The following is a 24153-nucleotide window of genomic DNA, read 5'->3' on the forward strand; positions in this document are numbered from 1 at the left end:
GTAAAGTCGCTTCCGGAAAAAATAAAATGCTAATCTTAAATGCTATCAGAAACAAGTTAGTTCATAGGATATTTGCTGTTGTAAGAAATGGGGCTCCTTATCAACAAAATTATAAAAACCACTTGTTTATGTCATAGAAATCACCGCACCACAAGCCGATGTACATAAAAAAGATTGAAATCAATCTAATACGAATGTCATGCCGAAACTTGCCCTTCAGCAGGCGAGGAAAATCGTTAAACTAAATACAAATCACATAGGTATAAAGACTGATCGGTGAAAACACCAACCAGAGGGTAATACAAATCACATCGGCATAAAGAATGGTCAGTGAGACCACAGACCAGAGGGAATAAAAAAAGTTAAGTCCTCCTTGCTTGAATCATCCTGATCCTGAATCAAGTTCAGGATGACTCAGGTTCAGGATGACTTAGGAAAACTTAAATTTGATAATAGTTCAATAATTATCTCACTCTGGATTCATCCAGTTTAAATATTTCACCGAGGTTTTCACTCGATTTTGCAGTAACCTGCAGATCTTTCACAAGCCCTGAATTCAAATCGATCACCCAGCCGTGGATCTCAAGGTCTTCTCTTTCACGCCATGCATTCTGCACGATGGTAGTTTTACATAAATTATAAACCTGTTCGATCACATTTAACTCAACAAGGCGGTTAACTTTTAGCTTTTCATCCGTGATTCTATCAAGTTCATTGCTATGCAAGCGATAAACATCCTTAATATGGCGAAGCCAGTTATCTATTAATCCGAATTGCTGGTTACTCAGAGCAGCAGCTATACCACCACAACCATAATGTCCGGATACGATAACATGCTTAACTTTTAACACATTCACTGCATAATCCAGAACACTCAGCATATTCATATCCGAGTGAACACAAACGTTAGCAATATTACGGTGTACAAAAACCTGTCCGGGCCTGGTATTAGTTACTTCATTCGCCGGAACCCGGCTATCTGAACAACCTATCCAAAGCACATCAGGCTCCTGTCCGGCAGCCAGTTTACTGAAATATTCAGGATCCTTTTCAGTTTCATTCTTCACCCAATCACGATTACCCTGAAGTAATTCTTCATAACCACGTTTTTGTTTTTCGCTTCTCTCAGTTGACATTTCAGCTGCTTTTTCTTTATTATTCTTTCTAAAAAACATAGTTAATTATTTTTTGCCGGTTTATAAATTAATTCTTTTAATCTGGGTACTTCATAATTATCGCGGATATTAACAATCTCGACAATTGTTCCTTTGGTATAGGCATTATGCTTGAAATTATGGATGATCTCCAGAACATCCTTGTCAATGAACATAGAGTCGGTACCATCAATGATCACATCAGATTCCTTAGGTAAATTTGTTAGCGTATACTGTATTGCCGCTTTATTTAGAAATGAAACTTCCTGAGCAAGTTTGATTCGTATAACCTTTTTGCCACCATTTTGTTCAAACTTATAGAAATACGGGTTGCGTAAATTGGTACGTAAAATATAAAACACACCGATAAGCATCCCTATAGCCACACCTTTAAGCAGATCGGTAAGAACGATAGCAATTACAGTAACAACAAATGGAATGAACTGATCTTTACCATTTTTCCACATCTTCTTAAACAGGGCTATTTTGGCAAGTTTATAACCTGTAATTAATAGGATTGCAGCTAAACAAGCTAAAGGTATCTTGTTTAATAACATAGGAATAAATAACAAGGATAGAAGCAACCAGAAACCATGATAGATTGCACTCATTTTAGTCCGCCCACCAGAATTCACATTCACCGATGACCTTACAATTACAGATGTCATTGGCAGGCCTCCCAGCATTCCACTGGTCATATTTCCAATACCCTGAGCCACAAGTTCCCTGTTTGTTGGTGAAACACGTTTTACCGGGTCAATCTTGTCGACAGCTTCAATACTCAGCAAAGTTTCAATACTTGCTACAATAGCAATAGTAAATGCAACCGTCCAAACATTCTGATTACTTATTTGTGAGAAGTCAGGGAATGAAAATAGTCCGGTAAATTCACTAAAGGTGTTAACTACGGGTATGGTCACTAATTGCTCCGGACTTAAAGCCAGTCCGGTATTCTGAAATAAAATGGTCAGGATTATTCCTGCTGCAACAACCAGCACGGGTGCCGGAATTGCGCTCATCTTTTTTATTCTTGGCCAGAATATCATGATCAGTAATGATAGAGAACTGATGATCAATGCTCCGTAACTGATCATATTCGAAGCGGCAACGATTGCAGAAAAGGTATTTTCATGATCAGCCTGAAAAAAGCTTTGATCTCCTTCAAAATCCGAATCAAATCCAACTGCATGAGGTAACTGCTTTAATATCAATATTATACCAATTGCGGCAAGCATCCCTTCAATTACTGAGGAAGGAAAATAATTGGCAATAATTCCAGCTTTTAATATTCCAAAAACGATCTGAAGGATACCTGCAAGAACTACTGCAAGCAAAAATGTTTCGTATGACCCAAGTGAAGCGATCGCCCCAAAAACAATAACCGTTAAACCAGCTGCCGGTCCGCTCACACTTAATTGTGAACCACTGATAGCAGAAACAACAATTCCACCGATTATTCCAGTTAAAACACCTGCAAAAAGTGGCGCACCTGAAGCAAGAGCAATACCCAGACATAAAGGTAATGCAACGAGAAATACGACGATACTGGCAGGAAGATCTTTTTTTAAATTGGCACTTGAAAAGTATTTACCAATATCAAAAATGGCATTTTTACCTTTATCATTATTCATAATGTAAGATTAATAAATGTGTATAAATACTCTAAATAGACCGAATAGACCGATAATTAAGTATTATGAAATGTTAAATTTTAAACCTCCCTAAAGCAAAATTTTAGTCTATTTAGCTTTTTTCAATACCAGTATTTCAACCAGATCAAACAGAAAATAAATAATGAGTTAATGATCAGATAAATGATCAGACTCAAATTTCAATTATTAGAAGGAAGAAGAGGAGTAATTTCGAACGCCTAGCAGTTCGGGGGTGGAGTTGGGATTGTAGGATAGAATGCTTCGATATGATAATCCTGCATTGCAATATATTCTTTATTAGCTATAAGTTTATGTGGCTGCTCGAAGTTAAATTTATACAAGCCACTTAGCCACTCACCCTTATTCAGAGAGTCCTTTGCCTGATCAGCACCTTTAGATGAATGTGTTTCGATCTCCAATTGCATGATCACCGCATTCACGATCTTACTGTCAAGATGGTCGGCAAGCAAAGGTGCAATGGAAATAACCATCTTGATAAAGAAGATGAATAAAAATACAATACTGAATATTAGCCTGGCTAATTCTTTTTTCATCTGTATGGTTATATCAATTAAGCTATTAGTTAAAAGAAAGGCGAAGTTATGAAATAATGTGCTTCACAGGTCAATGATTTAGAAAACCAACAAAAGAATTACAATGATTTAACATTGCCCGGAATTGAACTTTTAAATTCCAAGCTCAAATTGTGTCAATACACCCCAGCGGTTTCCTGAATGAGAAAATGCATAATTACCATCAACAGCCATATAATTGAGATTTAACTGCATTTTTACTCTGTGTTTATTAAAATATTTTGTTGTACCCATCTCCAGAATATTTTTCCGGGATTCATTTGCCAGGATCTTAACTGATGGAGTTAAACGGGAATAACGAAAAGCAAGTTCAAGATTTTTTGGGAATATATACGAAAACTGATGATTGATTCCATCGCCTGTAAAGGCATACCTTAAACTACCTGATAAATTATAAGTTAATGGATCATCCACATGCCTTTTAATGTATTCAACAGAATAAGCCCAGCCTCTGTATTTTCCAATTGCATCGATCATCCAGGTTGCCATATCAACAGGTCTGTAAAGCTCTTTCCCTAGTTGCCCTCCTGTTCTGTTGGTTTTTTTGTTCATGCTGTATCCTGCAGCAATAGAAATTTTCGGTTTAGGCTCGCGCTCAAGATCACCTTCTGAATAATCACCCCCCCCCGTAAACTCACCCAATGGCAATAATTCAACCCTGCCAGTATATGCCAGCCCATCATCTGTTGAGTTAACACTTCTACCTTCTCCTGTAGTGATTGCTCCCTTCAAGTGATAATCCATTTCTCCGATCTTATTATGATAATAGGCCTTGAGACCGAAATCACGATCGATTGTCATTGCTCCATTTACTATGGAACGATCAGCAAACTGCAGTTGACCTGATGAGTTTACACGCTGCCTGTTGCCCGGCAGTTTATTTTGCCCGAATCCAACATAGAATTTAGGAGTAAAATGATAAAATATGATCGCATCGCGTACAATGTTTGCAATACCTGTATTATCTACATCCTGATCACCCCGGGTAAAAGCCAGCTGAATGCTGTATGTTAACTTAGGGTTCATGATAAATCCGTCGACACGCATTCTTAATCTGCGGACACGGGCATCATATTCATTAAAACTGAGATCAGTGCCGGAAATGGTATTTGCCCCCAGTCTGTTTTGCATTCTAAACCGAAAATTTATATAGAATGAGGTATCCGGTGACATAAATTGCACCCCTTTGAAGTCAGCGATCATTGCCTTCTCATCCCTTTCTCCTTGTCCGAAAACACTCAGAGAAAAAAGCGAAAACCCTATAAAGAAAATTATCCTGGAACTCATTTAATTTTTTTCAGCCAAATTTAGCATTATTAAAACAATTTGTAATTGCCCATTGATGAATTGTAAAGCAATTGAACACTGTATCCTAAATATTCAATCACATGAATGTAAACAAAGGAAAACAGCTGTTTTGTACGATTCCTTTATTCAATTTTTAGTAATTTCACCCCTAATGACCAATTAAATAAACCTGCATATTTTGAACGATAAAATAGAAATTTTAAGAAAGAAGCAAGAAGAAGCCCTTTTGGGCGGAGGTAAGGCCAGAATTGAAAGCCAGCATAAAAAGGGCAAGCTTACTGCCAGGGAGCGATTGCATTTTTTATTGGATGAAGGTTCGTTTGAAGAGATCGGCATGCTGGTTATGCACCGTTCTACTGACTTCGGTATGGAAAAGGAACGTTATCCCGGAGATGGAGTAGTAACCGGATATGGTACGATCAATGGCCGGCTTGTTTATGTCTTCTCACAGGATTTTTCGGTTTTCGGAGGTTCTCTTTCTGAAACTCATGCTGAAAAGATCTGCAAGATCATGGATCTGGCTATGAAAAACGGTGCTCCGGTTATCGGATTAAATGATTCCGGAGGAGCCCGAATTCAGGAAGGTGTGGTTTCTCTGGGAGGTTATGCCGACATCTTTTATAAAAACACCATGGCTTCGGGAGTAGTTCCACAACTGTCGGCAATCATGGGTCCCTGTGCGGGCGGTGCAGTTTATTCGCCGGCCATAACAGACTTTGTTCTCATGGTAGAAAATACTTCCTACATGTTTGTTACCGGACCCAATGTGGTTAAAACAGTCACCCATGAAATTGTGAGCTCTGAAGATCTGGGGGGAGCATCGGCACATTCTACTAAATCAGGTGTCACACATTTTGCCTGCAGCAATGAGCTTGATGCGATCAATCATATTAAAAAACTTTTGGGATACATGCCGCAGAACTGTGAGGAAAACACTCCGGCCTATGCATATGAGCCCGGTGATGAGCTGAGACTTAAACTGAATGACATCATTCCTGAAAATAATTCCCAGCCTTATGATATCCGTGAAGTAATCACGGAGCTGGCCGATGAAGCCTCTTTCCTTGAAGTCCATAAAGATTTTGCTGAAAATATCGTCGTTGGCTTTGCCCGACTGGCGGGAAGAAGTATTGGTATTGTGGCAAATCAGCCTGCATTTTTAGCAGGTGTACTGGATATCAATTCGTCTGTAAAAGGTGCACGGTTTGTACGCTTTTGCGACAGCTTTAATATACCCTTGCTGGTTCTGGAAGATGTTCCCGGCTTCCTGCCCGGTACAGATCAGGAATGGAATGCTATCATTACCAATGGCGCTAAACTATTATATGCATTCTGTGAGGCTACGGTCCCAAGGATCACCGTGATCACCAGAAAGGCCTATGGAGGCGCTTATGATGTGATGAATTCAAAGCATATCGGTGCTGATATGAATTATGCATGGCCAAGTGCAGAGATCGCAGTAATGGGTGCAAAAGGAGCTGCTGAGATCATTTTCAAGAAGGAGATAGCTGCGGCCGATGATCCGAATGCGAGCTGGATCGAGAAGGAAAAGGAATATTCAGATATTTTCGCAAACCCTTACCGTGCAGCAGAAAGGGGATTCATTGACGAAGTGATCGAACCCTCCGAAACAAGAAAAAAACTTATTAAAGCATTCAAAATGCTTGAAAACAAGGTGGTTAACAACCCGAGGAAGAAGCATGGGAATATTCCATTGTAGATAAATTTCATATGGCGCATATTGAGCAAATATCCCATGAATTAACCTGGCGTATCCGCAGAGATGTTTTGTATCCGGGACAGCCTTTAGACAAAATCAGGCTGGCTAATGATGAAAATGGAATGCATCTGGGACTATTTGATCAAAACAAACTGATCAGTGTACTTTCATTTTTTAAAAATGAAAATTCCATACAATTCAGAAAGTTCGCGACTCTGGAACCTTATCAGCGACAAGGTTATGGTACTGAATTATTAAATTATTTACTGAAAATATCAGTAGCTGAGAATTATGAACGTGTTTGGTGCAATGCCCGCAAAAATGCTTCAGGATTTTATAGTAAATTTGGATTTACAGAAACAGAGCATTCCTTCCAAAAGGATGGACATGATTTCGTGATCATGGAGAAAATATTAAAAACTATATAAGAAAATGGCAAAAAATAAAGAGCATAAACATATCCCTGTGGTTACTAAAAAATCACTGGCATTTTTTGAAAAATACATCAATAATCCATCTCCAACAGGATTTGAATGGGAAGGACAACGACTATGGCTGGACTATATCAAACCTTATATTGATGAGCATATGGTTGATAATTATGGTACCGCAGTTGCGGTAATCAATCCGAAAGCTAAGTTCAAGGTAGTGATCGAAGCGCATGCTGATGAGATCTCCTGGTTCGTGAATTATATCACAAAAGATGGATTGATCTATGTCATCAGAAATGGCGGCTCCGACCATCAGATAGCACCTTCAAAACGGGTGAATATCCATACCGACAAAGGAATTGTTAAGGCAGTATTCGGCTGGCCTGCAATTCATACACGCAGTGGCGAGAAAGAAGAAGCACCGACTTTAAAGAACATATTTCTTGATTGCGGTTGTACCAGCAGCGAAGAAGTTGAAAAACTTGGTATCCATGTAGGTTGTGTTATTACTTATGAGGATGAATTTATGGTCTTAAATGATCGCTATTATGTTGGTCGCGCTCTTGATAACCGTGCAGGTGGATTTATGATCGCTGAAGTTGCCCGTTTATTGTCAGAGAATAAGAAAACATTACCATTCGGTTTATATATTGTAAACTCTGTACAGGAAGAGATCGGCCTTCGTGGTGCCGAAATGATCGCTCATAGGATAAAACCAAATATTGCGATCGTTACCGATGTTACCCATGATACCCAGACACCTATGATCAGCAAGATCACACAGGGCGACCTTGCATGCGGAAAGGGCCCGGTTGTTTCCTATGCACCTGCCGTACAAACCAATCTGAATAAATTACTGATCAAGGCTGCTGAAGCTAATAATATCCCGTTTCAGCGTCAGGCATCTTCCAGATCAACAGGAACAGATACGGATGCTTTTGCATATTCAAATGACGGAGTAGTTTCTGCACTGATATCCCTGCCATTACGATATATGCATACCACAGTTGAAATGATCCATAAAGAAGACGTTGACAACGTGATCCGGCTTATTTACGAATCTCTGCTTAGCATTAAAGTTGATCAGGATTTCAGATCAGTAAAATAGGTTTGAACTGTATTAATAGGTTGTAATATTAAAGCTGAGGGTAAAGCGCATAGGGTATAATTTTATTGATCAGTTTTGGGTAATGGATCATCATTTCGTATTCAATTCTTCAATAAAAAAAACACTACGCCCTTTATTCTCAGCTCCCAGGCCAATAAATTCTAAAAAACTGAATGATTAAACGCTCCATTTTATTCCTGATAGCAGGTTTTTACTGTACAACAGGTCTCTTAGCTCAGGAAAACACAGCTTATCAAAAGCCACCGCAATCGATGATCAATCTGCTTGAAGCTCCTGTTAGTCCGGATATAAGGATCAGCTCTGACGGAGAATGGATGCTTTTACTCGAGATGTCAGGTCTTCCAACTATTAATGAATTATCCCAGCCTGAATTTCGTCTGGCCGGACTTCGAATTGATCCTTTAACCAATGGCCCGAGTCGTTCATCATTCTATACAGGAATAAAATTAAAATCGGTGAGTACAGGTGGAGAGTCTGTTTTCGCCGGACTACCCGCTGAACTTAAGCTTACCGACATAAGCTGGTCGCCAGATGAGAGCAAGATCGCATTTACAAATACGAGCCAAAACGGTATTGAACTATGGGTTGCCGATTTGAAATCGCTCGAAGCAAAACGCTTAGGGAAAGATCATATCAATAAAACTTATGGGAAAAGTTTTATATGGGCCCCAAACGGAAAGACAATTCTTGCTCAATTTGTTGACCTGAACAGGACCGCATTAACTGAACCGAAGCTGACACCTCCCGGACCGGTTATTCAGGAAAATACAGGAAAATCGACCCCTTCCCCTACCTATCAGGACTTATTGAAAAATCCTTATGATGAAATGGTATTCGATCATTTTTTAACATCACAGTTAAAGCTGGTCAATATTGAGGGCGAAAGCAGCAATTTCCTACAGCCGCAGATCATCCGTTCAATGGAATATTCTCCGGATGGAGAGTATATTCTGCTTGCCAATATAAATCACCCCTATTCCTATACGGTGCCGATCGGTTTATTTCCTTTCACAACTGCCGTTTATGATGAAAAAGGGAAGCTGGTGAAAAAGCTATTTGATGCACCACTGGCAGAAAATATTCCAGCAGGCTTTGATGGAGTTCCCAAAGGGCCAAGGGGATTTGGATGGCGTGCGGATAAAGGTGCGACTCTCTATTGGGTTGAGGCACTTGATAACGGTAACCCTGCACAGCAGGCAACAATACGCGATGTGGTTTATACTCTAGCCGCACCATTTAATCAGAATGCGCTTAAATTAGCCGACTGTTATTTCCGGTTTCATTCCATCGCATGGGGTGATGACAAACTGGCAATTATTACGGAGCGCTGGTGGAAAACCAGGGCAGAAAGACGCATTTTCATAAAGCCAGGCAACGAGAGCTTCAGAGTAAATCTTTTTGACCGTTATTACGAGGATGCTTACAGTGATCCGGGAGTGTTGGTAACCAGGAAAAATGAATATAACAGAGATGTATTGTTAACAGAATTCAATGCCATAAAACGACTTAGCGACCCTGATAATGTCAATATATTCAGTATAAGTGATGGTGCTTCACCGGAAGGTGATCGGCCACTTATTTTAAAGTTCAATATCAAAACTAAGATCAGGGATACCATTTTCCATTCAGCAGCACCCTATTTTGAGCGACCTATTTTCTTTAATAACGGTAAATTCATAATCAATAGCCGGGAGGCTACGGATACAGTAAAGAATTATTACAGGGTCAATCTGTCAGATTCTGTCTATGCACAGATCACAAATTTTTCGAATCCTTATCCCGAACTAAATGGCGTTCAGAAAAAGCAGCTTAGTTATACCCGTTTGGATGGCATCAAGCTGGGGGCAACACTTTACTTACCCGCTGATTTCAAAACCGGTGATGCTCCGCTCCCTGTATTGATGTGGGCATATCCGCGTGAATTTAAAACAACGGAAGCAGCCGGACAAGTTAAAGGATCTCCCTATACATTCAGTATTTTGAGCTCCGGATCGCCTGTTTACTGGGTTACCCGTGGATATGCCGTTCTCGACAACGCAGACATGCCTGTGGTTGGCGAAAGCAATAAGGATCCAAATGATACATTCATTGAACAGATCAGATATAACGCAGAGGCAGCCATTAACCATTTGGTGAAAATGGGAGTTGCCGACAGAAAACGTATTGCTATTGGAGGGCATTCGTATGGAGCATTTATGACCGCTAACCTTCTGGCACAAACTGATCTTTTCGCAGCTGGTATTGCACGAAGCGGAGCATATAACCGCAGCCTTACGCCATTTGGCTTTCAGGCTGAAGAACGAACCTTTTGGCAGGCCCCAGCGGTTTATAACAAAATGTCACCTTTCTCCTATGCCGATAAGATCAAAACTCCATTATTACTGATTCATGGGCTGGCCGATAATAATACCGGCACATTTCCCATGCAAAGTGAAAGGCTTTATACTGCCCTGAAGGGGCATGGAGCCATAACCAGACTGGTTTTACTTCCTTCTGAATCACATGCTTACAGAGCCAAAGAGTCCATTATGCATATGATGTGGGAAATGGATAACTGGCTAGAGAAATACGTAAAAAATAAATAAATTATTTTATGAAGATTTTTTTCATAAAAGGAATGAAAGTTGCGGTCAGTAAAATAATATTAATTACAGTTTCAAATATTGATTCTTAATGAGTATGGAGAGAAAGTCACATTTTACGGATAAGATAAAAGCCTCATATACAATACAGGGTGATAGCATTTATCTTGGCGCAGGTATTCTAGACGGGGAGATCATCGCCGATGCAGCAGTGAGCCTTCCTCTGAAGATGATGAACAGACATGGCCTGATAGCAGGAGCTACAGGAACCGGAAAGACCCGTACCCTTCAATTAATAGCCGAACAACTTTCAGATGCCGGTGTTCCTGTATTTATGCTGGATGTAAAGGGCGATCTTTCGGGATTAAACCATCCGGGCTCAAGCAATGCCAAAATTGAAGAAAGATCTCTGGCTCTAAATAAGGCCTATGAACCTACAGGTTTTCCTGTTGAACTATATTCTCTCTCCGGAAAGAAAGGAGCCCAAATGCGCGCAAGTGTACTTGAATTTGGCCCTGTATTGTTGTCAAAGATCCTCGGACTAAATGATACCCAATCCGGAGTGATGTCGGTCATTTTCAAATATGCTGATGACAGCAAACTATTACTGGTTGATCTGAACGACCTGAAAAAAGTAATTTCTTATCTTTCGAGTGGCCCCGGAGCTGCTGAAATAAAGGAAAGCTACGGCAGTATCTCGGCATCAACATCAGGAACGATACTCAGAAAAATAGTTACCCTCGAACAGCAGGGCCTCTCACAGATCTTTGGTGAGCGATCTTTTGATATACAGGATCTTTTCAGCCGGATCGACGGTAAGGGAGTGATCAGCCTTCTTAACATCTCGGATGTTCAGAATCAGCCGGTATTATTTTCAACCTTTCTGCTTAGCCTGCTTGCCGAGATCTTTTATACCATGCCGGAAGCGGGCGACACTGATAAACCCAAATTAGTTTTCTTTTTTGATGAGGCTCACTTACTATTCAAAGACTCGCCAAAGGCCTTCCTTGAACAAATTGAAACAATCATCAGACTAATACGTTCTAAAGGCGTTGGGGTTTTCTTCTGTACACAAACTCCAATGGACGTTCCTGAAAGTGTACTCGGTCAGCTCGGAAACAGAGTGCAGCATGCATTACGCGCCTTTACTCCAAACGATGTTGATGCGCTAAAGAAAACTGTAAATACCTATCCACGTTCCGAGTTTTATGAAATAGACCGTGTTCTGACCTCATTGGGTACAGGACAGGCACTAATAACAGTTCTCAATGAGAAAGGTATTCCTACAGAAGTTGCAGCGACTCATTTAAGTCCGCCACGATCTATCATGGGACCAATGTCTGAAGCGGACTGCGATACAGTGATGCAGACAAGTACACTTTACCAAAAATATCAGGAAATTGTAGATCCGGTTAGCGCACATGACATCCTGACCAAAAGGGTTAATGAAAAACTTGCGGAAGAAGAACAAACTACATCGGTAAGCAGTAAAAGGGAAGAAAAAAGCACTTTCGAACAGGTAATTAATGCACCCATTACCCGCCAAATTGGAACAGCCATAGTAAGAGGGCTATTCGGAATGCTGAGCGGTAAGAAACCCCGGTCTGGAGGAAGTACATTCCGGTTTTAATCACAGAGCAATTCTACTCAAGAATCTGACCTATAAACAGAAATAAATTATTAACTCAATTTAAGATAACCATGAAACCTACTTTAGTAATCCTCGCAGCAGGAATGGCAAGCCGATACGGCAGTATGAAACAAACAGATGGATTTGGACCAAACGGTGAAACAATAATTGAATATTCTATTTACGACGCGATAAAGGCCGGTTTCGGTAAAGTGATCTTTGTGATCAAAGAAGAGTTTGCTGAAAATTTCAAAGGTATTTTTGAGCCTAAGCTACAGGGAAAGATCGAAACTGACTATGTTTTCCAGACATTCGACCTTAAGCCTTTCAACATCGATATTGAGATCGAAAGAGCAAAGCCATGGGGAACAGCGCATGCAGTTCTAGCGGCCCGTGATGCCGTAAAGGAGCCTTTTTGTGTAATAAATGCAGATGATTTCTATGGCCGTGAGTCTTACCAAAAGATGGCCGATTTTCTGAATAATGAAGTGAATGACGAGGAATTTTCAATGATCGGATTTCAGATCGACAAAACACTTTCCGAGCATGGTTCTGTTTCAAGAGGAGTTTGTGAAGTAGATTCGGACGGCAACCTGACAGAGATTCATGAGCGTACCAAAGTTTATTTTAAAACTGATGATACCGGAAAGAACAATATTGTATTTGAAGAGAACGGTCGTGAGTTCCCTTTGAACTCTGATACACGCGTCTCCATGAATTTCTGGGGATTCACCACGAAGGTATTCGACCTAACGGCAAAATTGTTCAAAGAATTTGCTTTAGCCAATATTGAAAATCCAAAGGCCGAATTTTTCATCCCTCTGGTAGCTGAAAGTCTGATAAAGAATAAGCAGGCATCCTTCAAAGTTATCCCTACACAAAACCAGTGGTTTGGAGTTACTTATGTTGAGGATAAACCAATTGTACAGGAGAGTATCGACAAACTGGTTGCTTCCGGCGAATACCCGGCTAACCTTTGGGCCTAATTATTTAGAGTACACTGACTGAATTGTTCAATCCAGTCAGTGTACTTTTTGGATTACCATAGTAAAATAATCCTGAATTGCCTTCTGATCAAAATACTTCCCAAATAGCAGGCCCAATCAATTTAATATCGCTGAAAGCTCATTTTCTATTCGCCTGTTCCATTCCGCTTGTTTGAATTTATTCATTCCATGGCTTGTTTCATCATCATACCTGGTTTGCAGCTTATTCATTTCCCTGTAAAATTCAAGGTATTCAACATTGATTATACCCTCATAATTATCAGGATTCAACTTTTCTGACCTCAGCTTATCCTTAAACTTCTCGGCGATGATCTTTACCAGGTCAAAATGCTTCTGTTCATGATTCAGGCTATAGTCATTCTTTATTCCGGATGAGGCCCAGGACGCACTTTTTGGTACAAAAACTTTCATTGAAAGGTTCAGATCAATGATTCCGTCTTTAATTTCTCTCCGAAGATCATAACCCATATAAGTAGACACTGCTGCCATGAAGCGGCTGGATGAAGGAACTTTTTCGCGAAAATCGTTCCAGACCAATGGCCTGGATGATTGATAATAAACTGTATCCGGATGCTGAACCAGGTAGTCAGAAAATGAAATATTAACTCCTTTGGCAAGCTGTATATTTTTTGAAGACTCCTTATTTATCCAGGCATCAAAATGCTTCAAACTACTTGAAAGCATCTTACGCAATGAAGGTTCCAGAATACTCAGGTCATTAATTGACCGGGTATATTTAACAGAGGCGCTGTATTGTGTAAGTGAAACCTCGCCCCATTCCTTTTGAAGGTTAAACTGAAATTCAAGCACCATACTTCCACTTACCCGGTTCACCCCAGTTAGTGACTCTGTAATTTCACACTCTTTGATATGGATAACTATTGGTCTGGCTGAAGGATTCTTCACCACACCATTAAAAATGAAATTACGGATAGCCTCAAACCCTCCCCCTTGCAGATCTGTTTGATATATTGCAGGCTTTAATCCCGGTTTGGAAAGGTAAAGACTGGCAATGAGTGGTTGGCCAATACGATCATCCTTAACCTTGCTTATATAAAAATCAGGATTACTTAGAATTGTTTTCCCATGAATAAGCCTGATCGGATCCGGCAAAACAGCGGAAGGCAAAATGGCCAGTACCATCAGGGAAACTAAAAACAAAAGCCGCTTTTTCACCTTTTATGAACGATTCTGCATTGAAATTGTTGTATTGATCTTAAAAACAAAAAAAGGCTGCCTTGGATAAAGCAACCTTCTTTTGTATTGAGAATTAAGAATTACTTCTTATCGTCTTCTTTCACTTCTTCGAAGTCAACATCGGTAACATGATCTCCTGCTTCTTCAGCAGAAGCACTTGCTCCTTGTGATGCATCCTGTCCGGCATCCTGAGATGCTTTATACATATCTTCTGAAGCTACATTCCACGCTGCCTGAAGTTCAGCCTGAGCTGTATCAATTGTCGCGAAATCTTTTGCTGCATGAGCATCTTTAAGTTTCTTCAAACCTTCTTCAATAGGAGCTTTTTTATCATCAGCTAATTTATCTCCATATTCCTTCAATTGCTTTTCGGTAGAGAAGATCAGCGCATCGGCGGCATTCAGTTTTTCAACTTCTTCGCGTGCTATTTTATCAGATTCAGCGTTTGCTTCCGCTTCATCTTTCATTTTCTTGATCTCTTCATCAGTTAAACCTGAAGAAGCCTCAATACGAATCTTCTGCTCTTTATTCGTTGCTTTATCCTTTGCTGCTACGTGTAAGATACCGTTAGCATCAATATCAAAAGTTACTTCGATCTGCGGAATACCACGTGGTGAAGGTGGAATACCATCCAGGTGGAAACGACCAATTGTTCTGTTTTGGTTTGCCATCGGGCGTTCACCCTGCAAAATATGAATCTCTACAGATGGCTGATTATCAGATGCTGTTGAGAACACTTCCGACTTTTTAGAAGGAATAGTAGTATTTGCCTCGATCAGTTTGGTCATTACACCACCCATTGTTTCAATTCCTAATGAAAGCGGGGTAACGTCAAGTAATAATACATCTTTAACCTCTCCTGTTAATACACCACCCTGAATAGCTGCACCAATGGCAACCACTTCATCAGGATTCACACCTTTAGAAGGCTCTTTACCAAAGAATGCCTTAACAGCATCCTGTATAGCAGGAATACGTGTTGAACCACCTACAAGGATGATCTCATCGATATCAGAAGTACTTAAACCAGCGTTCTTTAATGCTTTCTTACAAGGCTCAATGGTTCTTTTGATCAAACTGTCTGCCAGCTGCTCAAATTTCGCACGGGTCAATGATTTAACAAGGTGCTTCGGCATTCCGTCGCCTGCTGAAATATATGGAAGGTTGATCTCGGTTTGTGCAGTACTTGACAATTCGATCTTAGCTTTTTCAGCAGCTTCTTTCAAACGTTGAAGAGCCATTGGATCTTTACGAAGATCGATACCCTCATCACTCTTAAACTCATCAGCCATCCAGTCAATGATCACTGCATCAAAGTCATCACCACCAAGATGAGTATCACCATCAGTAGATTTTACTTCAAATACACCATCACCTAACTCAAGAACAGAAACATCATGTGTACCACCACCACAGTCGAACACTACAATTTTCATATCCTTATGAGCCTTGTCTAATCCGTAAGCAAGTGCTGCAGCTGTAGGCTCATTAATGATACGTGAAACCTTCAAACCAGCAATTTCACCAGCCTCTTTCGTTGCCTGACGCTGTGCATCATTAAAGTAAGCAGGAACAGTAATAACTGCTTCTGTCACTTCATGGCCTAAGAAATCTTCGGCTGTTTTCTTCATTTTCTGCAAGATCATTGCAGAGATCTCCTGAGGAGTATATAAACGATCGTCTATCTTAACACGAGGAGTATTATTATCTCCTTTAACCACTGTGTATGGTACACGGGCCATTTCATTTGTAACCTCACCAAAGCTATTACCCATGAATCGCTTGATTGAAGAAATGGTTTTCGTCGGGTTTGTGATCGCCTGACGTTTCGCCGGATCTCCTACCTTACGTTCTCCATTGTCAACAAATGCAACAATTGAAGGGGTAGTACGTTTACCTTCACTGTTTGGGATAACTACAGGCTCATTACCCTCCATTACTGATACGCATGAATTTGTAGTTCCTAAGTCAATACCAATTATCTTTGCCATATTATAATCCTTCTTAAATTTATTTTAGTTTACCACTTTGTAATTAACAAGGCTTGTGCCAATTAAGATCTAACCATAAATGACAGTATTTTGCCATTGATTGGATAGAAATCAGACTTTTTTAAAATGACAGGTTGGCAGTAATGGAGTAGTGAGTACTGAGTAGTTAGTACTTAGTACTGAACATTATATACTGTAGTTAAGTATCATGATAAATAACTAAGGTATGATACCTGTATTTAGGAAGGATATTGAAAAATTAGAGTCCAGGATGGGGGTAATTTAAGTGGAAGCCGAAAATAATTAAAGCAGAGACTAATATTTAACAAAATTCAGAATAAAGGGCATAAACGCAAAAGACCTGCTCATTGAGCAGGTCTTTTGTATAAATTAAGAAGAAATTACTCTCCTTTTTTCTCTTCTGACTGAGTATCCTCAGCAGGAGTTTCCTCTGCCGAAGGAGCCTCAACCTGAGTTTCCTCAGTCGCAGGAACCTCTGCCTGAATTTCTTCAGTAGCAACAGCTTCAACAACTTCTTCTTTTTCAGCTTTAGGAGCAGCTTTTGCAGCTACTGCAGGAGCATCATCAGCTTTCTTAGCTTTTGAACCACGACGGCGAGTAGTTTTCTTTTCAGCAACTGCATCACCTGAAGTGTAGATTTCGTTGTAATCAACTAATTCGATTAGTGCCATAGATGCATTATCCCCTAAACGATTTCCCATTTTAAGAATACGGGTATAACCACCTGGACGATCAGCAACCTTAGCAGCGATATCGCGGAAAAGGATAGATACCACTTCCTTATTTTGTAAGTAACTGAATACTGTACGACGTGAGTGAGTAGTATCGTCTTTTGACCTTGTAATGATTGGTTCAACATATACACGTAAAGCTTTAGCTTTAGCAAGTGTAGTTGTAATGCGCTTGTGTAGGATAAGCGAAGAAGCCATATTGGCAAGCATCGCTCTGCGATGACTGTCTGTACGACTTAAATGGTTTACTTTTTTACCGTGTCTCATTGTTTGTTTGATTGTGCACGTGCATACCGTCGATCAACCTTTCGGGATCGGGAATTATGCATTTCGCTTATTTATTCTTCGTCTAATTTAAATTTCGAAAGATTCATACCGAAGGATAAACCTTTTGATTTTACCAAGTCCTGAATTTCAGTCAGTGACTTCTTACCAAAATTTCTGAATTTCAGCATGTCAGCAACGTCATAAGAAACAAGATCAGCAAGTGAACGGATGTCTGCCGCTTTTAAGCAATTCAGAGCACGAACAGAAAGATCAAGATCAACTAATTCCATTTTAAGGATCTTACGCATGTGCAAAATTTCCTCATCAACTTCTTTAGTTTCTTCTTTAGCCTGAGATTCAAGCATGATGTTCTCATCAGAGAATAACATGAAGTGGTGGATAAGAATCTTAGCAGCTTCTTTCAAAGCTTCTTCCGGATGAATTGATCCGTCAGTAGTAATATCCAAAACAAGTTTCTCGTAATCTGTCTTTTGCTCTACACGGAAGTTCTCAATAGAATATTTAACATTCTTGATTGGAGTATAGATGGAATCAATAGCGATAACACCAAGAGGTGCATCAGTATTTTTATTCTCTTCTGCAGCAACATAACCTCTTCCTTTGTTAACTGTCAATTCAATCTCCAGAGTAACTGAAGATTCCATGTTACAGATAACAAGGTCAGAATTAAGAACTTCAAAGTTATTTGAGAACTTAGTAATGTCACCTGCTTTAAGCTGATCCTGTCCATTAATAATTACAAATACTTTTTCGTTATCACCAGATTCACCAGTTTTCTTAAAACGAACCTGCTTTAAGTTAAGGATGATCTCAGTAACATCTTCTACAACACCTTTAATGGTTGAGAATTCATGAGAAACTCCTGAAAAACGAACTGAAGTTATTGCAAAACCTTCCAGGGAAGATAAAAGTATTCTGCGTAAAGCATTACCAATGGTAACACCAAAACCAGGCTCTAAAGGTCTGAATTCAAATGTTCCGTCGAAATCCGTAGATTTCTGCATGATAACTTTATCAGGTTTCTGAAATGCTAAAATTGCCATTTATCGAATTTGTTTATTGTTTATGGATATGAGATATGAGATATGAGATATGAGAAAACTCATGTCTCCCGACCCTATCTCTAACCTCTTCAGGTTAATTAGTTATGAAATTAGATATGAGATTTCTAAAAACGAAATCTCATATCTCAAATCTCATATCTTATTTAGAGTACAGCTCGACGATCAGGTTTTCCTTGATATTCTCAGGAATCTCATCACGACTTGGGAAGTTCAGGAATTTACCTGTTAAGGTATTTGCATCCCATTCTAACCAGCTGAATTTATTAATTGTTCTTGCAGCCACTGAGTGTGAAACAGCTTCAAGGCTTTTTGAACGTTCACGAACCGCGATAACATCACCGGAACGTAATGAATAAGAAGCAATATTTACGATCTCACCATTAACAGTAATGTGCTTATGGCCTACAAGCTGACGTGCAGCAGAGCGGGTTGGAGCAATTCCTAAACGGTAAACTGTATTATCTAAACGGGCTTCAAGGAATTTCAATAAGTTCTCTCCAGTGATACCTTCTTTAGCAGAAGCTTTGTGGAAAAGGTTCTCGAAATAGCGCTCTAAAACACCATAAGTATATTTAACCTTTTGTTTCTCCATTAACTGCACAGCAAATTCTGATTGCTTACCTCTTTTTCTGGAGGTACCGTGCATCCCTGGAGGATAGTTTTTTCTTTCTAATGCCTTATCAGGACCAAAAATTGGTTCTCTGAATCTACGGGCAATTTTGGACTTGGGTCCTGTGTATCTAGCCATTTTTTTGTGGTTTTTAAAGTATCATTCAGCCCGAGGCTGAAGAATCTTAGCTTTAAAAAAATTTATTAATTATGTGTGTTAAACTCTTCTTCTTTTCGGAGGACGGCAACCATTGTGTGGAAGCGGAGTGATATCCTGGATTGTAGTCACTTCAATACCTGAAGTTTGCAAAGTACGGATTGCTGACTCACGACCGGAACCCGGACCCTTAACATATACCTGAACCTTACGAAGACCAAGATCATGAGCTACTTTAGCACAATCACCGGCAGCCTGTCCGGCAGCATATGGAGTATTTTTCTTAGAACCTTTAAAACCCATCTTTCCGGCTGAAGACCATGAAATGGTCTGACCCTGAAGATTAGTTAAGGTAATAATGATGTTATTGAACGTAGCGTTTACGTGTGCTTCGCCAATAGGCTCTACAATTACAACACGCTTTTTGGTAACTTTTTTAGTTTTAGCCATTTTTAGAGATTTGAGATGTGAGACTTGTCCCGATTATTATCGGGATGACACTCCTATCTATTTCTTATTTTAATCACGAAGTATGACCCATCTGGGTCCGAAACTTCATATCCGCTTAATTTGTTAATTAATCGAGATCAGGATTCGAAATACTCTCATATCTCAAATCTTATATCTCATATCTTACTTAGTTGCTTTTTTCTTGTTTGCAACAGTTTTACGTTTTCCTTTACGGGTACGTGAGTTATTCTTGGTACGCTGACCACGAACAGGTAATCCCTTACGGTGACGTAATCCACGGTAACAACCGATGTCCATTAAACGTTTGATGTTTAATTGTACTTCGGAACGTAATGCACCCTCAACTTTGATCTCATCATTGATGAAACCACGTATTGCTGCTAACTGATCATCAGTCCAGTCCTGAACTTTAATGTTTACATCAATACCAGCATCATTCAGGATCCTTTGTGCGGTTGCCTTTCCGATACCGAAAATGTAAGTAAGTCCGATCTCTCCTCTTTTGTTTCTTGGTAAATCAATACCTGCTATCCTTGCCATATTTTATTAAAAGTTGTAGGTTATAAGTTGTAAGTTATAAGTTGATATTGTAGAAACGCTAACAACCAACAAAATAAACTAATAACTATATTCAATTTTATCCCTGACGTTGTTTATACTTTGGGTTCTTTTTGTTGATCACATAAAGTACTCCTTTACGACGGATCACCTTACAATCAGCACTACGTTTTTTGATGGATGCTCTTACTTTCATCTTTATCCTATTTATATCTGTATGTTATTCTGCCTTTACTCAAATCATAAGGCGACATCTCCAACTTCACTTTATCTCCCGGAAGAATCTTGATGTAGTGCATCCTCATCTTACCAGAAATGTGCGCAATGATCTCATGTCCGTTTTCCAACTCGACACGAAACATTGCATTAGACAATGCCTCTCTAATTATTCCGTCTTGTTCTATTGAAGCCTGTTTGGCCATATATTATTTTAATTTCTCCTGATCTAATACAAGCAAGGATTTTAAAAATTTGTAATTCTCTAAAAATAACAGCTTTACAAACAATATTTCAAACCGCAGGCCCATCGGAACAGGGATGCAAAATTAAATAAAAAATTTTAATATTTAATCTTTTTGTTTTAAAACTTCCTCAATGTATTCAAATGTCGAAAGTACATCTGCTTTACCCCTCTTAATAGCGACTGTATGTTCATAATGAGCTGATGCTTTCTTATCAACTGTACTTACTGTCCAGCCATCTTCCCAGAATTTAACACCAGCTTTACCGGCATTGATCATCGGTTCAATAGCGATAACCATTCCCTCTTCCAGTTTTATCCCGGAACCACGTTTTCCATAATTAGGAACCTCTGGTTTTTCGTGCAGCTTTACACCAACACCATGGCCAACCAGTTCTTTCACTACACCAAAACCATTTTTCTCAGCATGTTCCTGAACGGCATAACCCACATCACCTACTCTCATTCCCACAACAGCCTTTTCAATAGCAAGGTTCAAACACTCTTTGGTAACTTTCAGAAGTCTCATGGTCTCAGCATCCACATTCCCAATTGGGAAAGTATACGCTGAGTCTCCGAAAAACTCATTTAATATTACTCCGCAATCAACAGAAACAATGTCTCCGTCTTTGATAGTATATTCACTGGGAAATCCATGTACTACCTGATCATTTAATGAAATGCAAAGGGAATAAGGAAATCCGTTGTAATTTAAAAATGCAGGAACACCGCCATGATCACGGATAAACTCCTCTGCAATTTTATTAAGCTGAATAGTTTTTACACCTTCCCCGATATTCCTGGCTACTTCAGCCAGGCTTTTGGAAACAAGCAGAGAACTTTCTCTGATTTTCTCAATATCTTCAGAAGACTTGTAATAGATCTTAGACATGGATCTTAAATTACCGAACCACCTGCCGAAACAGGAGTACGACCTTTTATCCTGCCAGTTTTCATTAATCCATCATAATGACGCATCAATAAATGACTTTCAACCTGCTGTAACGTATCCAAAACAACACCTACAAGAATTAACAGGGATGTACCGCCATAGAAATTAGCGAACTGACTGTTAACACCAAGAATAATTGCTATGGATGGCATTATCGCAATAATGGCCAAAAATACAGAACCTGGCAAAGTGATCTTAGAAATAACTGCATCAATATAATCACCTGTTGATTTACCTGGCTTTACACCAGGAACAAATCCACCGTTCTTCTTCATATCATCAGACATCTGAACCGGGTTAACGGTGATGGCTGTATAGAAGAATGTGAAGGCAATGATCATAAATGCAAAAGTCAGGTTATACGTTAACGATGTATAGTCACTGAATGCTGCAAGGAATGAAGACTGAGCTGATGGAAAGAATGAACCGATGGTTGTAGGGATGAACATGATCGCCTGAGCGAAAATGATCGGCATAACACCGGCAGCATTCACCTTTAAAGGAATGTACTGACGTACACCACCATATTGCTTTGCTCCAACGATCTTTTTAGCATACTGTACAGGTATTTTCCGAACACCCTGAACGATCAGAATAGTAAACATAACTACCAGGAACAGAGCCGCGATCTCTACGATGAAAGATATCAATCCTCCCTGAGCTCCCATACGGGAATTGAATTCAGAAAGAATACCGAAAGGCAATTGTGCGATGATACCCACCATGATGATCATTGAGATACCGTTTCCGATACCTTTATCAGTGATCTTCTCTCCTAACCACATCACAAACATGGTTCCTGCTGTTAAAATAAACATAGAAGATATGGTGAACATAGGCTCTGAAAACAAACGGGCATCAGGGCTGATCTGTGAACGAACATATCCAATTGCCTGTAAAGCAGTGATAATGATGGTCAGATAACGTGTAAACTGATTGATCTTTTTACGTCCGCTCTCACCTTCCTTTTGAAGCTTCTGGAAGTATGGAACAGCAATACCAAGTAACTGCACAACAATTGATGCAGAGATATAAGGCATAACACCCAATGCGAAAATAGATGCACGGGAGAAAGATCCACCGGCAAACATATTCAGCAATCCGAGTAATCCTTCTTTTGCCTGGGCATCATCAAGTGATGCAGAGTCAACACCAGGAAGTACGATAAATGAACCTATTCTATAAATTAAAAGACATAAGAGCGTGAATAAAATCCTCGCTCTTAAGTCTTCAATTTTCCAGATATTGGATAGCGTTGTAAAAAGCTTCTTCATGTATAATTATAATTTAACTATTGCACCACCAACAGCTTCGATAGCTTTTTGGGCTGTTGCTGAGAATGCATGGGCTTTAACATCCAGTTTGGACTTAACTTCACCTCTACCTAAAATTTTGACAAGGTCATTCTTTGAAGCTAAACCATGCTCTCTGAATGTATCAAAATCGATAGCAGTTAAATTATACTTTTCAGCAAGAGCTTGCAATGCATCCAGATTAACACCTACATATTCTGTACGGTTGATCGGGTTGAAACCCACTTTAGGTAAACGGCGTTGTAATGGCATCTGACCACCTTCAAAACCGACCTTGCTCTTGTATCCTGAACGTGATCCGGCACCTTTATGACCACGGGTGGAAGTTCCACCGCGACCAGACCCGGTTCCACGACCGATACGTTTTCTATTTTTTGTTGAACCTTCTGCAGGCTGTAAGTTACTTAAGTTCATGATCAGATACTTTCTACTGCTACTAAATGATTAACTTTTCTCACCATTCCGATAATTGCCGGATTAGCTTCAACCTCTACAGAATGGTTCATTTTTCTTAAACCTAATGCCTGCATAGTTCTTTTCTGACGCTCGCTTCTATCGATAACGCTTTTAATCTGGGTTATTTTAATTTTAGCCATGATGATTATCCGTTAAATACTTTATTTAAATTCACACCACGCTGCTGAGCTACAGTATAAGCATCACGTAATTGTGAAAGTGCTAATACAGTTGCTTTTACCACGTTATGCGGGTTTGATGAACCTTTTGACTTTGCAAGTACGTTATGTACTCCGGCACTTTCAAGTACCGCACGCATCGCACCACCTGCAATAACACCGGTACCCGGTGCAGCTGGCTTAATGAATACGAAGCCTCCTGAATATTTACCGATCTGCTCATGAGGAACAGTACCGTTAATTACAGGAACTTTTACCAGGTTCTTCTTTGCATCATCGATTCCTTTAGCAATTGCTTCTGTAACCTCTTTTGCTTTACCAAGACCGAACCCTACGATTCCGTTTTCATCTCCTACCACTACGATAGCAGAAAAACTGAAGGTACGTCCACCTTTGGTAACTTTAGCAACACGCTGGATGCTAACTAAGCGATCCTTTAATTCAATCTCGCTTGATTTTACTCTTTTTATATTGATAGTTGACATTCTCTTTATTTTATG

The 24153-nt window shown here is 39.7% G+C and carries 24 protein-coding genes; 6 read left to right on the forward strand and 18 right to left on the reverse strand.

The window, feature by feature from the left end:
- Positions 1-464: 464 nt before the first annotated feature.
- The 4 genes from can to BLR27_RS15705 all read right to left on the reverse strand — a co-directional run bounded on the left by can (position 465) and on the right by BLR27_RS15705 (position 4686).
- Entirely contained in the window at positions 465-1136 is a 672-nt protein-coding gene (gene can / locus BLR27_RS15690) for a carbonate dehydratase (RefSeq protein WP_090706538.1), read from the reverse strand.
- A 41-nt stretch (positions 1137-1177) separates the two neighbouring features.
- Complete coding sequence (locus BLR27_RS15695; RefSeq protein WP_090706466.1) at positions 1178-2785, reverse strand: SulP family inorganic anion transporter; 1608 nt, start codon at positions 2783-2785, stop codon at positions 1178-1180.
- Positions 2786-3024: 239 nt separating this feature from the next.
- Entirely contained in the window at positions 3025-3360 is a 336-nt protein-coding gene (locus BLR27_RS15700; protein ID WP_090706468.1) for a hypothetical protein, read from the reverse strand.
- Positions 3361-3492: 132 nt separating this feature from the next.
- Complete coding sequence (locus BLR27_RS15705) at positions 3493-4686, reverse strand: porin (RefSeq protein ID WP_245704537.1); 1194 nt, start codon at positions 4684-4686, stop codon at positions 3493-3495.
- 199 nt (positions 4687-4885) lie between these two features.
- Between BLR27_RS15705 and BLR27_RS15710 the strand changes: the two genes are divergently transcribed.
- The 6 genes from BLR27_RS15710 (at position 4886) to BLR27_RS15735 (ending at position 13185) form a co-directional block, all read left to right on the forward strand.
- The gene (locus BLR27_RS15710; protein WP_090706470.1) at positions 4886-6427 is read left to right on the forward strand and encodes an acyl-CoA carboxylase subunit beta; all 1542 of its coding nucleotides are present in this window, start codon (positions 4886-4888) and stop codon (positions 6425-6427) included.
- A gap of 11 nt (positions 6428-6438) precedes the next feature.
- Positions 6439-6855 (forward strand): GNAT family N-acetyltransferase, encoded by a 417-nt coding sequence (locus BLR27_RS15715; RefSeq protein ID WP_090706471.1) that lies wholly within the window; start codon positions 6439-6441, stop codon positions 6853-6855.
- Between the two features lie 4 nt (positions 6856-6859).
- Positions 6860-7966, forward strand: a complete 1107-nt coding sequence (locus BLR27_RS15720; RefSeq protein ID WP_090706473.1) for a M42 family metallopeptidase — start codon at positions 6860-6862, stop codon at positions 7964-7966.
- Between the two features lie 173 nt (positions 7967-8139).
- Positions 8140-10572: a S9 family peptidase gene (locus BLR27_RS15725; protein ID WP_245704538.1), complete on the forward strand. Its 2433-nt coding sequence runs from the start codon at positions 8140-8142 to the stop codon at positions 10570-10572.
- Positions 10573-10666: 94 nt separating this feature from the next.
- Positions 10667-12199 (forward strand): helicase HerA-like domain-containing protein, encoded by a 1533-nt coding sequence (locus BLR27_RS15730; RefSeq protein ID WP_221406361.1) that lies wholly within the window; start codon positions 10667-10669, stop codon positions 12197-12199.
- 71 nt (positions 12200-12270) lie between these two features.
- The gene (locus BLR27_RS15735; RefSeq protein WP_090706476.1) at positions 12271-13185 is read left to right on the forward strand and encodes a nucleotidyltransferase family protein; all 915 of its coding nucleotides are present in this window, start codon (positions 12271-12273) and stop codon (positions 13183-13185) included.
- Between the two features lie 117 nt (positions 13186-13302).
- Here the strand turns inward: BLR27_RS15735 and BLR27_RS15740 are convergent, their stop codons facing one another.
- From BLR27_RS15740 to rpsE, 14 genes are all read right to left on the reverse strand, one after another.
- Positions 13303-14382: a hypothetical protein gene (locus BLR27_RS15740; RefSeq protein WP_143007765.1), complete on the reverse strand. Its 1080-nt coding sequence runs from the start codon at positions 14380-14382 to the stop codon at positions 13303-13305.
- A gap of 101 nt (positions 14383-14483) precedes the next feature.
- Complete coding sequence (gene dnaK, locus BLR27_RS15745) at positions 14484-16394, reverse strand: molecular chaperone DnaK (RefSeq protein WP_090706479.1); 1911 nt, start codon at positions 16392-16394, stop codon at positions 14484-14486.
- Positions 16395-16795: 401 nt separating this feature from the next.
- Complete coding sequence (rplQ, locus tag BLR27_RS15750) at positions 16796-17413, reverse strand: 50S ribosomal protein L17 (RefSeq protein ID WP_090706481.1); 618 nt, start codon at positions 17411-17413, stop codon at positions 16796-16798.
- A 71-nt stretch (positions 17414-17484) separates the two neighbouring features.
- Entirely contained in the window at positions 17485-18477 is a 993-nt protein-coding gene (locus BLR27_RS15755) for a DNA-directed RNA polymerase subunit alpha (protein ID WP_090706483.1), read from the reverse strand.
- A 160-nt stretch (positions 18478-18637) separates the two neighbouring features.
- A complete protein-coding gene (gene rpsD / locus BLR27_RS15760; protein ID WP_090706484.1) occupies positions 18638-19246 on the reverse strand; it encodes a 30S ribosomal protein S4 in 609 nt (202 codons plus the stop codon).
- Between the two features lie 78 nt (positions 19247-19324).
- Positions 19325-19714, reverse strand: a complete 390-nt coding sequence (gene rpsK, locus BLR27_RS15765) for a 30S ribosomal protein S11 (RefSeq protein WP_090706486.1) — start codon at positions 19712-19714, stop codon at positions 19325-19327.
- A 183-nt stretch (positions 19715-19897) separates the two neighbouring features.
- The gene (rpsM, locus tag BLR27_RS15770) at positions 19898-20275 is read right to left on the reverse strand and encodes a 30S ribosomal protein S13 (protein WP_090706488.1); all 378 of its coding nucleotides are present in this window, start codon (positions 20273-20275) and stop codon (positions 19898-19900) included.
- 97 nt (positions 20276-20372) lie between these two features.
- Positions 20373-20489: a 50S ribosomal protein L36 gene (rpmJ, locus tag BLR27_RS15775; protein ID WP_079702220.1), complete on the reverse strand. Its 117-nt coding sequence runs from the start codon at positions 20487-20489 to the stop codon at positions 20373-20375.
- A gap of 7 nt (positions 20490-20496) precedes the next feature.
- Entirely contained in the window at positions 20497-20715 is a 219-nt protein-coding gene (gene infA / locus BLR27_RS15780; RefSeq protein WP_026897900.1) for a translation initiation factor IF-1, read from the reverse strand.
- 144 nt (positions 20716-20859) lie between these two features.
- A complete protein-coding gene (gene map / locus BLR27_RS15785) occupies positions 20860-21645 on the reverse strand; it encodes a type I methionyl aminopeptidase (protein ID WP_090706489.1) in 786 nt (261 codons plus the stop codon).
- Between the two features lie 5 nt (positions 21646-21650).
- Positions 21651-22979: a preprotein translocase subunit SecY gene (gene secY / locus BLR27_RS15790; RefSeq protein ID WP_090706491.1), complete on the reverse strand. Its 1329-nt coding sequence runs from the start codon at positions 22977-22979 to the stop codon at positions 21651-21653.
- Between the two features lie 6 nt (positions 22980-22985).
- On the reverse strand, positions 22986-23432 hold the full coding sequence (rplO, locus tag BLR27_RS15795) for a 50S ribosomal protein L15 (RefSeq protein WP_090706493.1): 447 nt from the start codon (positions 23430-23432) through the stop codon (positions 22986-22988).
- A gap of 2 nt (positions 23433-23434) precedes the next feature.
- Positions 23435-23614, reverse strand: a complete 180-nt coding sequence (rpmD, locus tag BLR27_RS15800; RefSeq protein WP_090706495.1) for a 50S ribosomal protein L30 — start codon at positions 23612-23614, stop codon at positions 23435-23437.
- Positions 23615-23619: 5 nt separating this feature from the next.
- On the reverse strand, positions 23620-24138 hold the full coding sequence (gene rpsE / locus BLR27_RS15805) for a 30S ribosomal protein S5 (protein WP_090706497.1): 519 nt from the start codon (positions 24136-24138) through the stop codon (positions 23620-23622).
- Between the last annotated feature and the right edge of the window lie 15 nt (positions 24139-24153).

It is taken from the genome of Daejeonella rubra (genome assembly GCF_900103545.1).
Taxonomy (GTDB): domain Bacteria; phylum Bacteroidota; class Bacteroidia; order Sphingobacteriales; family Sphingobacteriaceae; genus Daejeonella; species Daejeonella rubra.

Coding starts and splice junctions, on each gene's coding strand:
- can (WP_090706538.1), bottom strand. CDS start 1,136: ATGTCAACTGAGAGAAGCGAAAAACAAAAACGTGGTTATGAAGAATTA.
- BLR27_RS15695 (WP_090706466.1), bottom strand. CDS start 2,785: ATGAATAATGATAAAGGTAAAAATGCCATTTTTGATATTGGTAAATAC.
- BLR27_RS15700 (WP_090706468.1), bottom strand. CDS start 3,360: ATGAAAAAAGAATTAGCCAGGCTAATATTCAGTATTGTATTTTTATTC.
- BLR27_RS15705 (WP_245704537.1), bottom strand. CDS start 4,686: ATGAGTTCCAGGATAATTTTCTTTATAGGGTTTTCGCTTTTTTCTCTG.
- BLR27_RS15715 (WP_090706471.1), top strand. CDS start 6,439: ATGGCGCATATTGAGCAAATATCCCATGAATTAACCTGGCGTATCCGC.
- BLR27_RS15720 (WP_090706473.1), top strand. CDS start 6,860: ATGGCAAAAAATAAAGAGCATAAACATATCCCTGTGGTTACTAAAAAA.
- BLR27_RS15725 (WP_245704538.1), top strand. CDS start 8,140: ATGATTAAACGCTCCATTTTATTCCTGATAGCAGGTTTTTACTGTACA.
- BLR27_RS15730 (WP_221406361.1), top strand. CDS start 10,667: ATGGAGAGAAAGTCACATTTTACGGATAAGATAAAAGCCTCATATACA.
- BLR27_RS15735 (WP_090706476.1), top strand. CDS start 12,271: ATGAAACCTACTTTAGTAATCCTCGCAGCAGGAATGGCAAGCCGATAC.
- dnaK (WP_090706479.1), bottom strand. CDS start 16,394: ATGGCAAAGATAATTGGTATTGACTTAGGAACTACAAATTCATGCGTA.
- rplQ (WP_090706481.1), bottom strand. CDS start 17,413: ATGAGACACGGTAAAAAAGTAAACCATTTAAGTCGTACAGACAGTCAT.
- BLR27_RS15755 (WP_090706483.1), bottom strand. CDS start 18,477: ATGGCAATTTTAGCATTTCAGAAACCTGATAAAGTTATCATGCAGAAA.
- rpsD (WP_090706484.1), bottom strand. CDS start 19,246: ATGGCTAGATACACAGGACCCAAGTCCAAAATTGCCCGTAGATTCAGA.
- rpsK (WP_090706486.1), bottom strand. CDS start 19,714: ATGGCTAAAACTAAAAAAGTTACCAAAAAGCGTGTTGTAATTGTAGAG.
- rpsM (WP_090706488.1), bottom strand. CDS start 20,275: ATGGCAAGGATAGCAGGTATTGATTTACCAAGAAACAAAAGAGGAGAG.
- rpmJ (WP_079702220.1), bottom strand. CDS start 20,489: ATGAAAGTAAGAGCATCCATCAAAAAACGTAGTGCTGATTGTAAGGTG.
- infA (WP_026897900.1), bottom strand. CDS start 20,715: ATGGCCAAACAGGCTTCAATAGAACAAGACGGAATAATTAGAGAGGCA.
- map (WP_090706489.1), bottom strand. CDS start 21,645: ATGTCTAAGATCTATTACAAGTCTTCTGAAGATATTGAGAAAATCAGA.
- secY (WP_090706491.1), bottom strand. CDS start 22,979: ATGAAGAAGCTTTTTACAACGCTATCCAATATCTGGAAAATTGAAGAC.
- rplO (WP_090706493.1), bottom strand. CDS start 23,432: ATGAACTTAAGTAACTTACAGCCTGCAGAAGGTTCAACAAAAAATAGA.
- rpmD (WP_090706495.1), bottom strand. CDS start 23,614: ATGGCTAAAATTAAAATAACCCAGATTAAAAGCGTTATCGATAGAAGC.
- rpsE (WP_090706497.1), bottom strand. CDS start 24,138: ATGTCAACTATCAATATAAAAAGAGTAAAATCAAGCGAGATTGAATTA.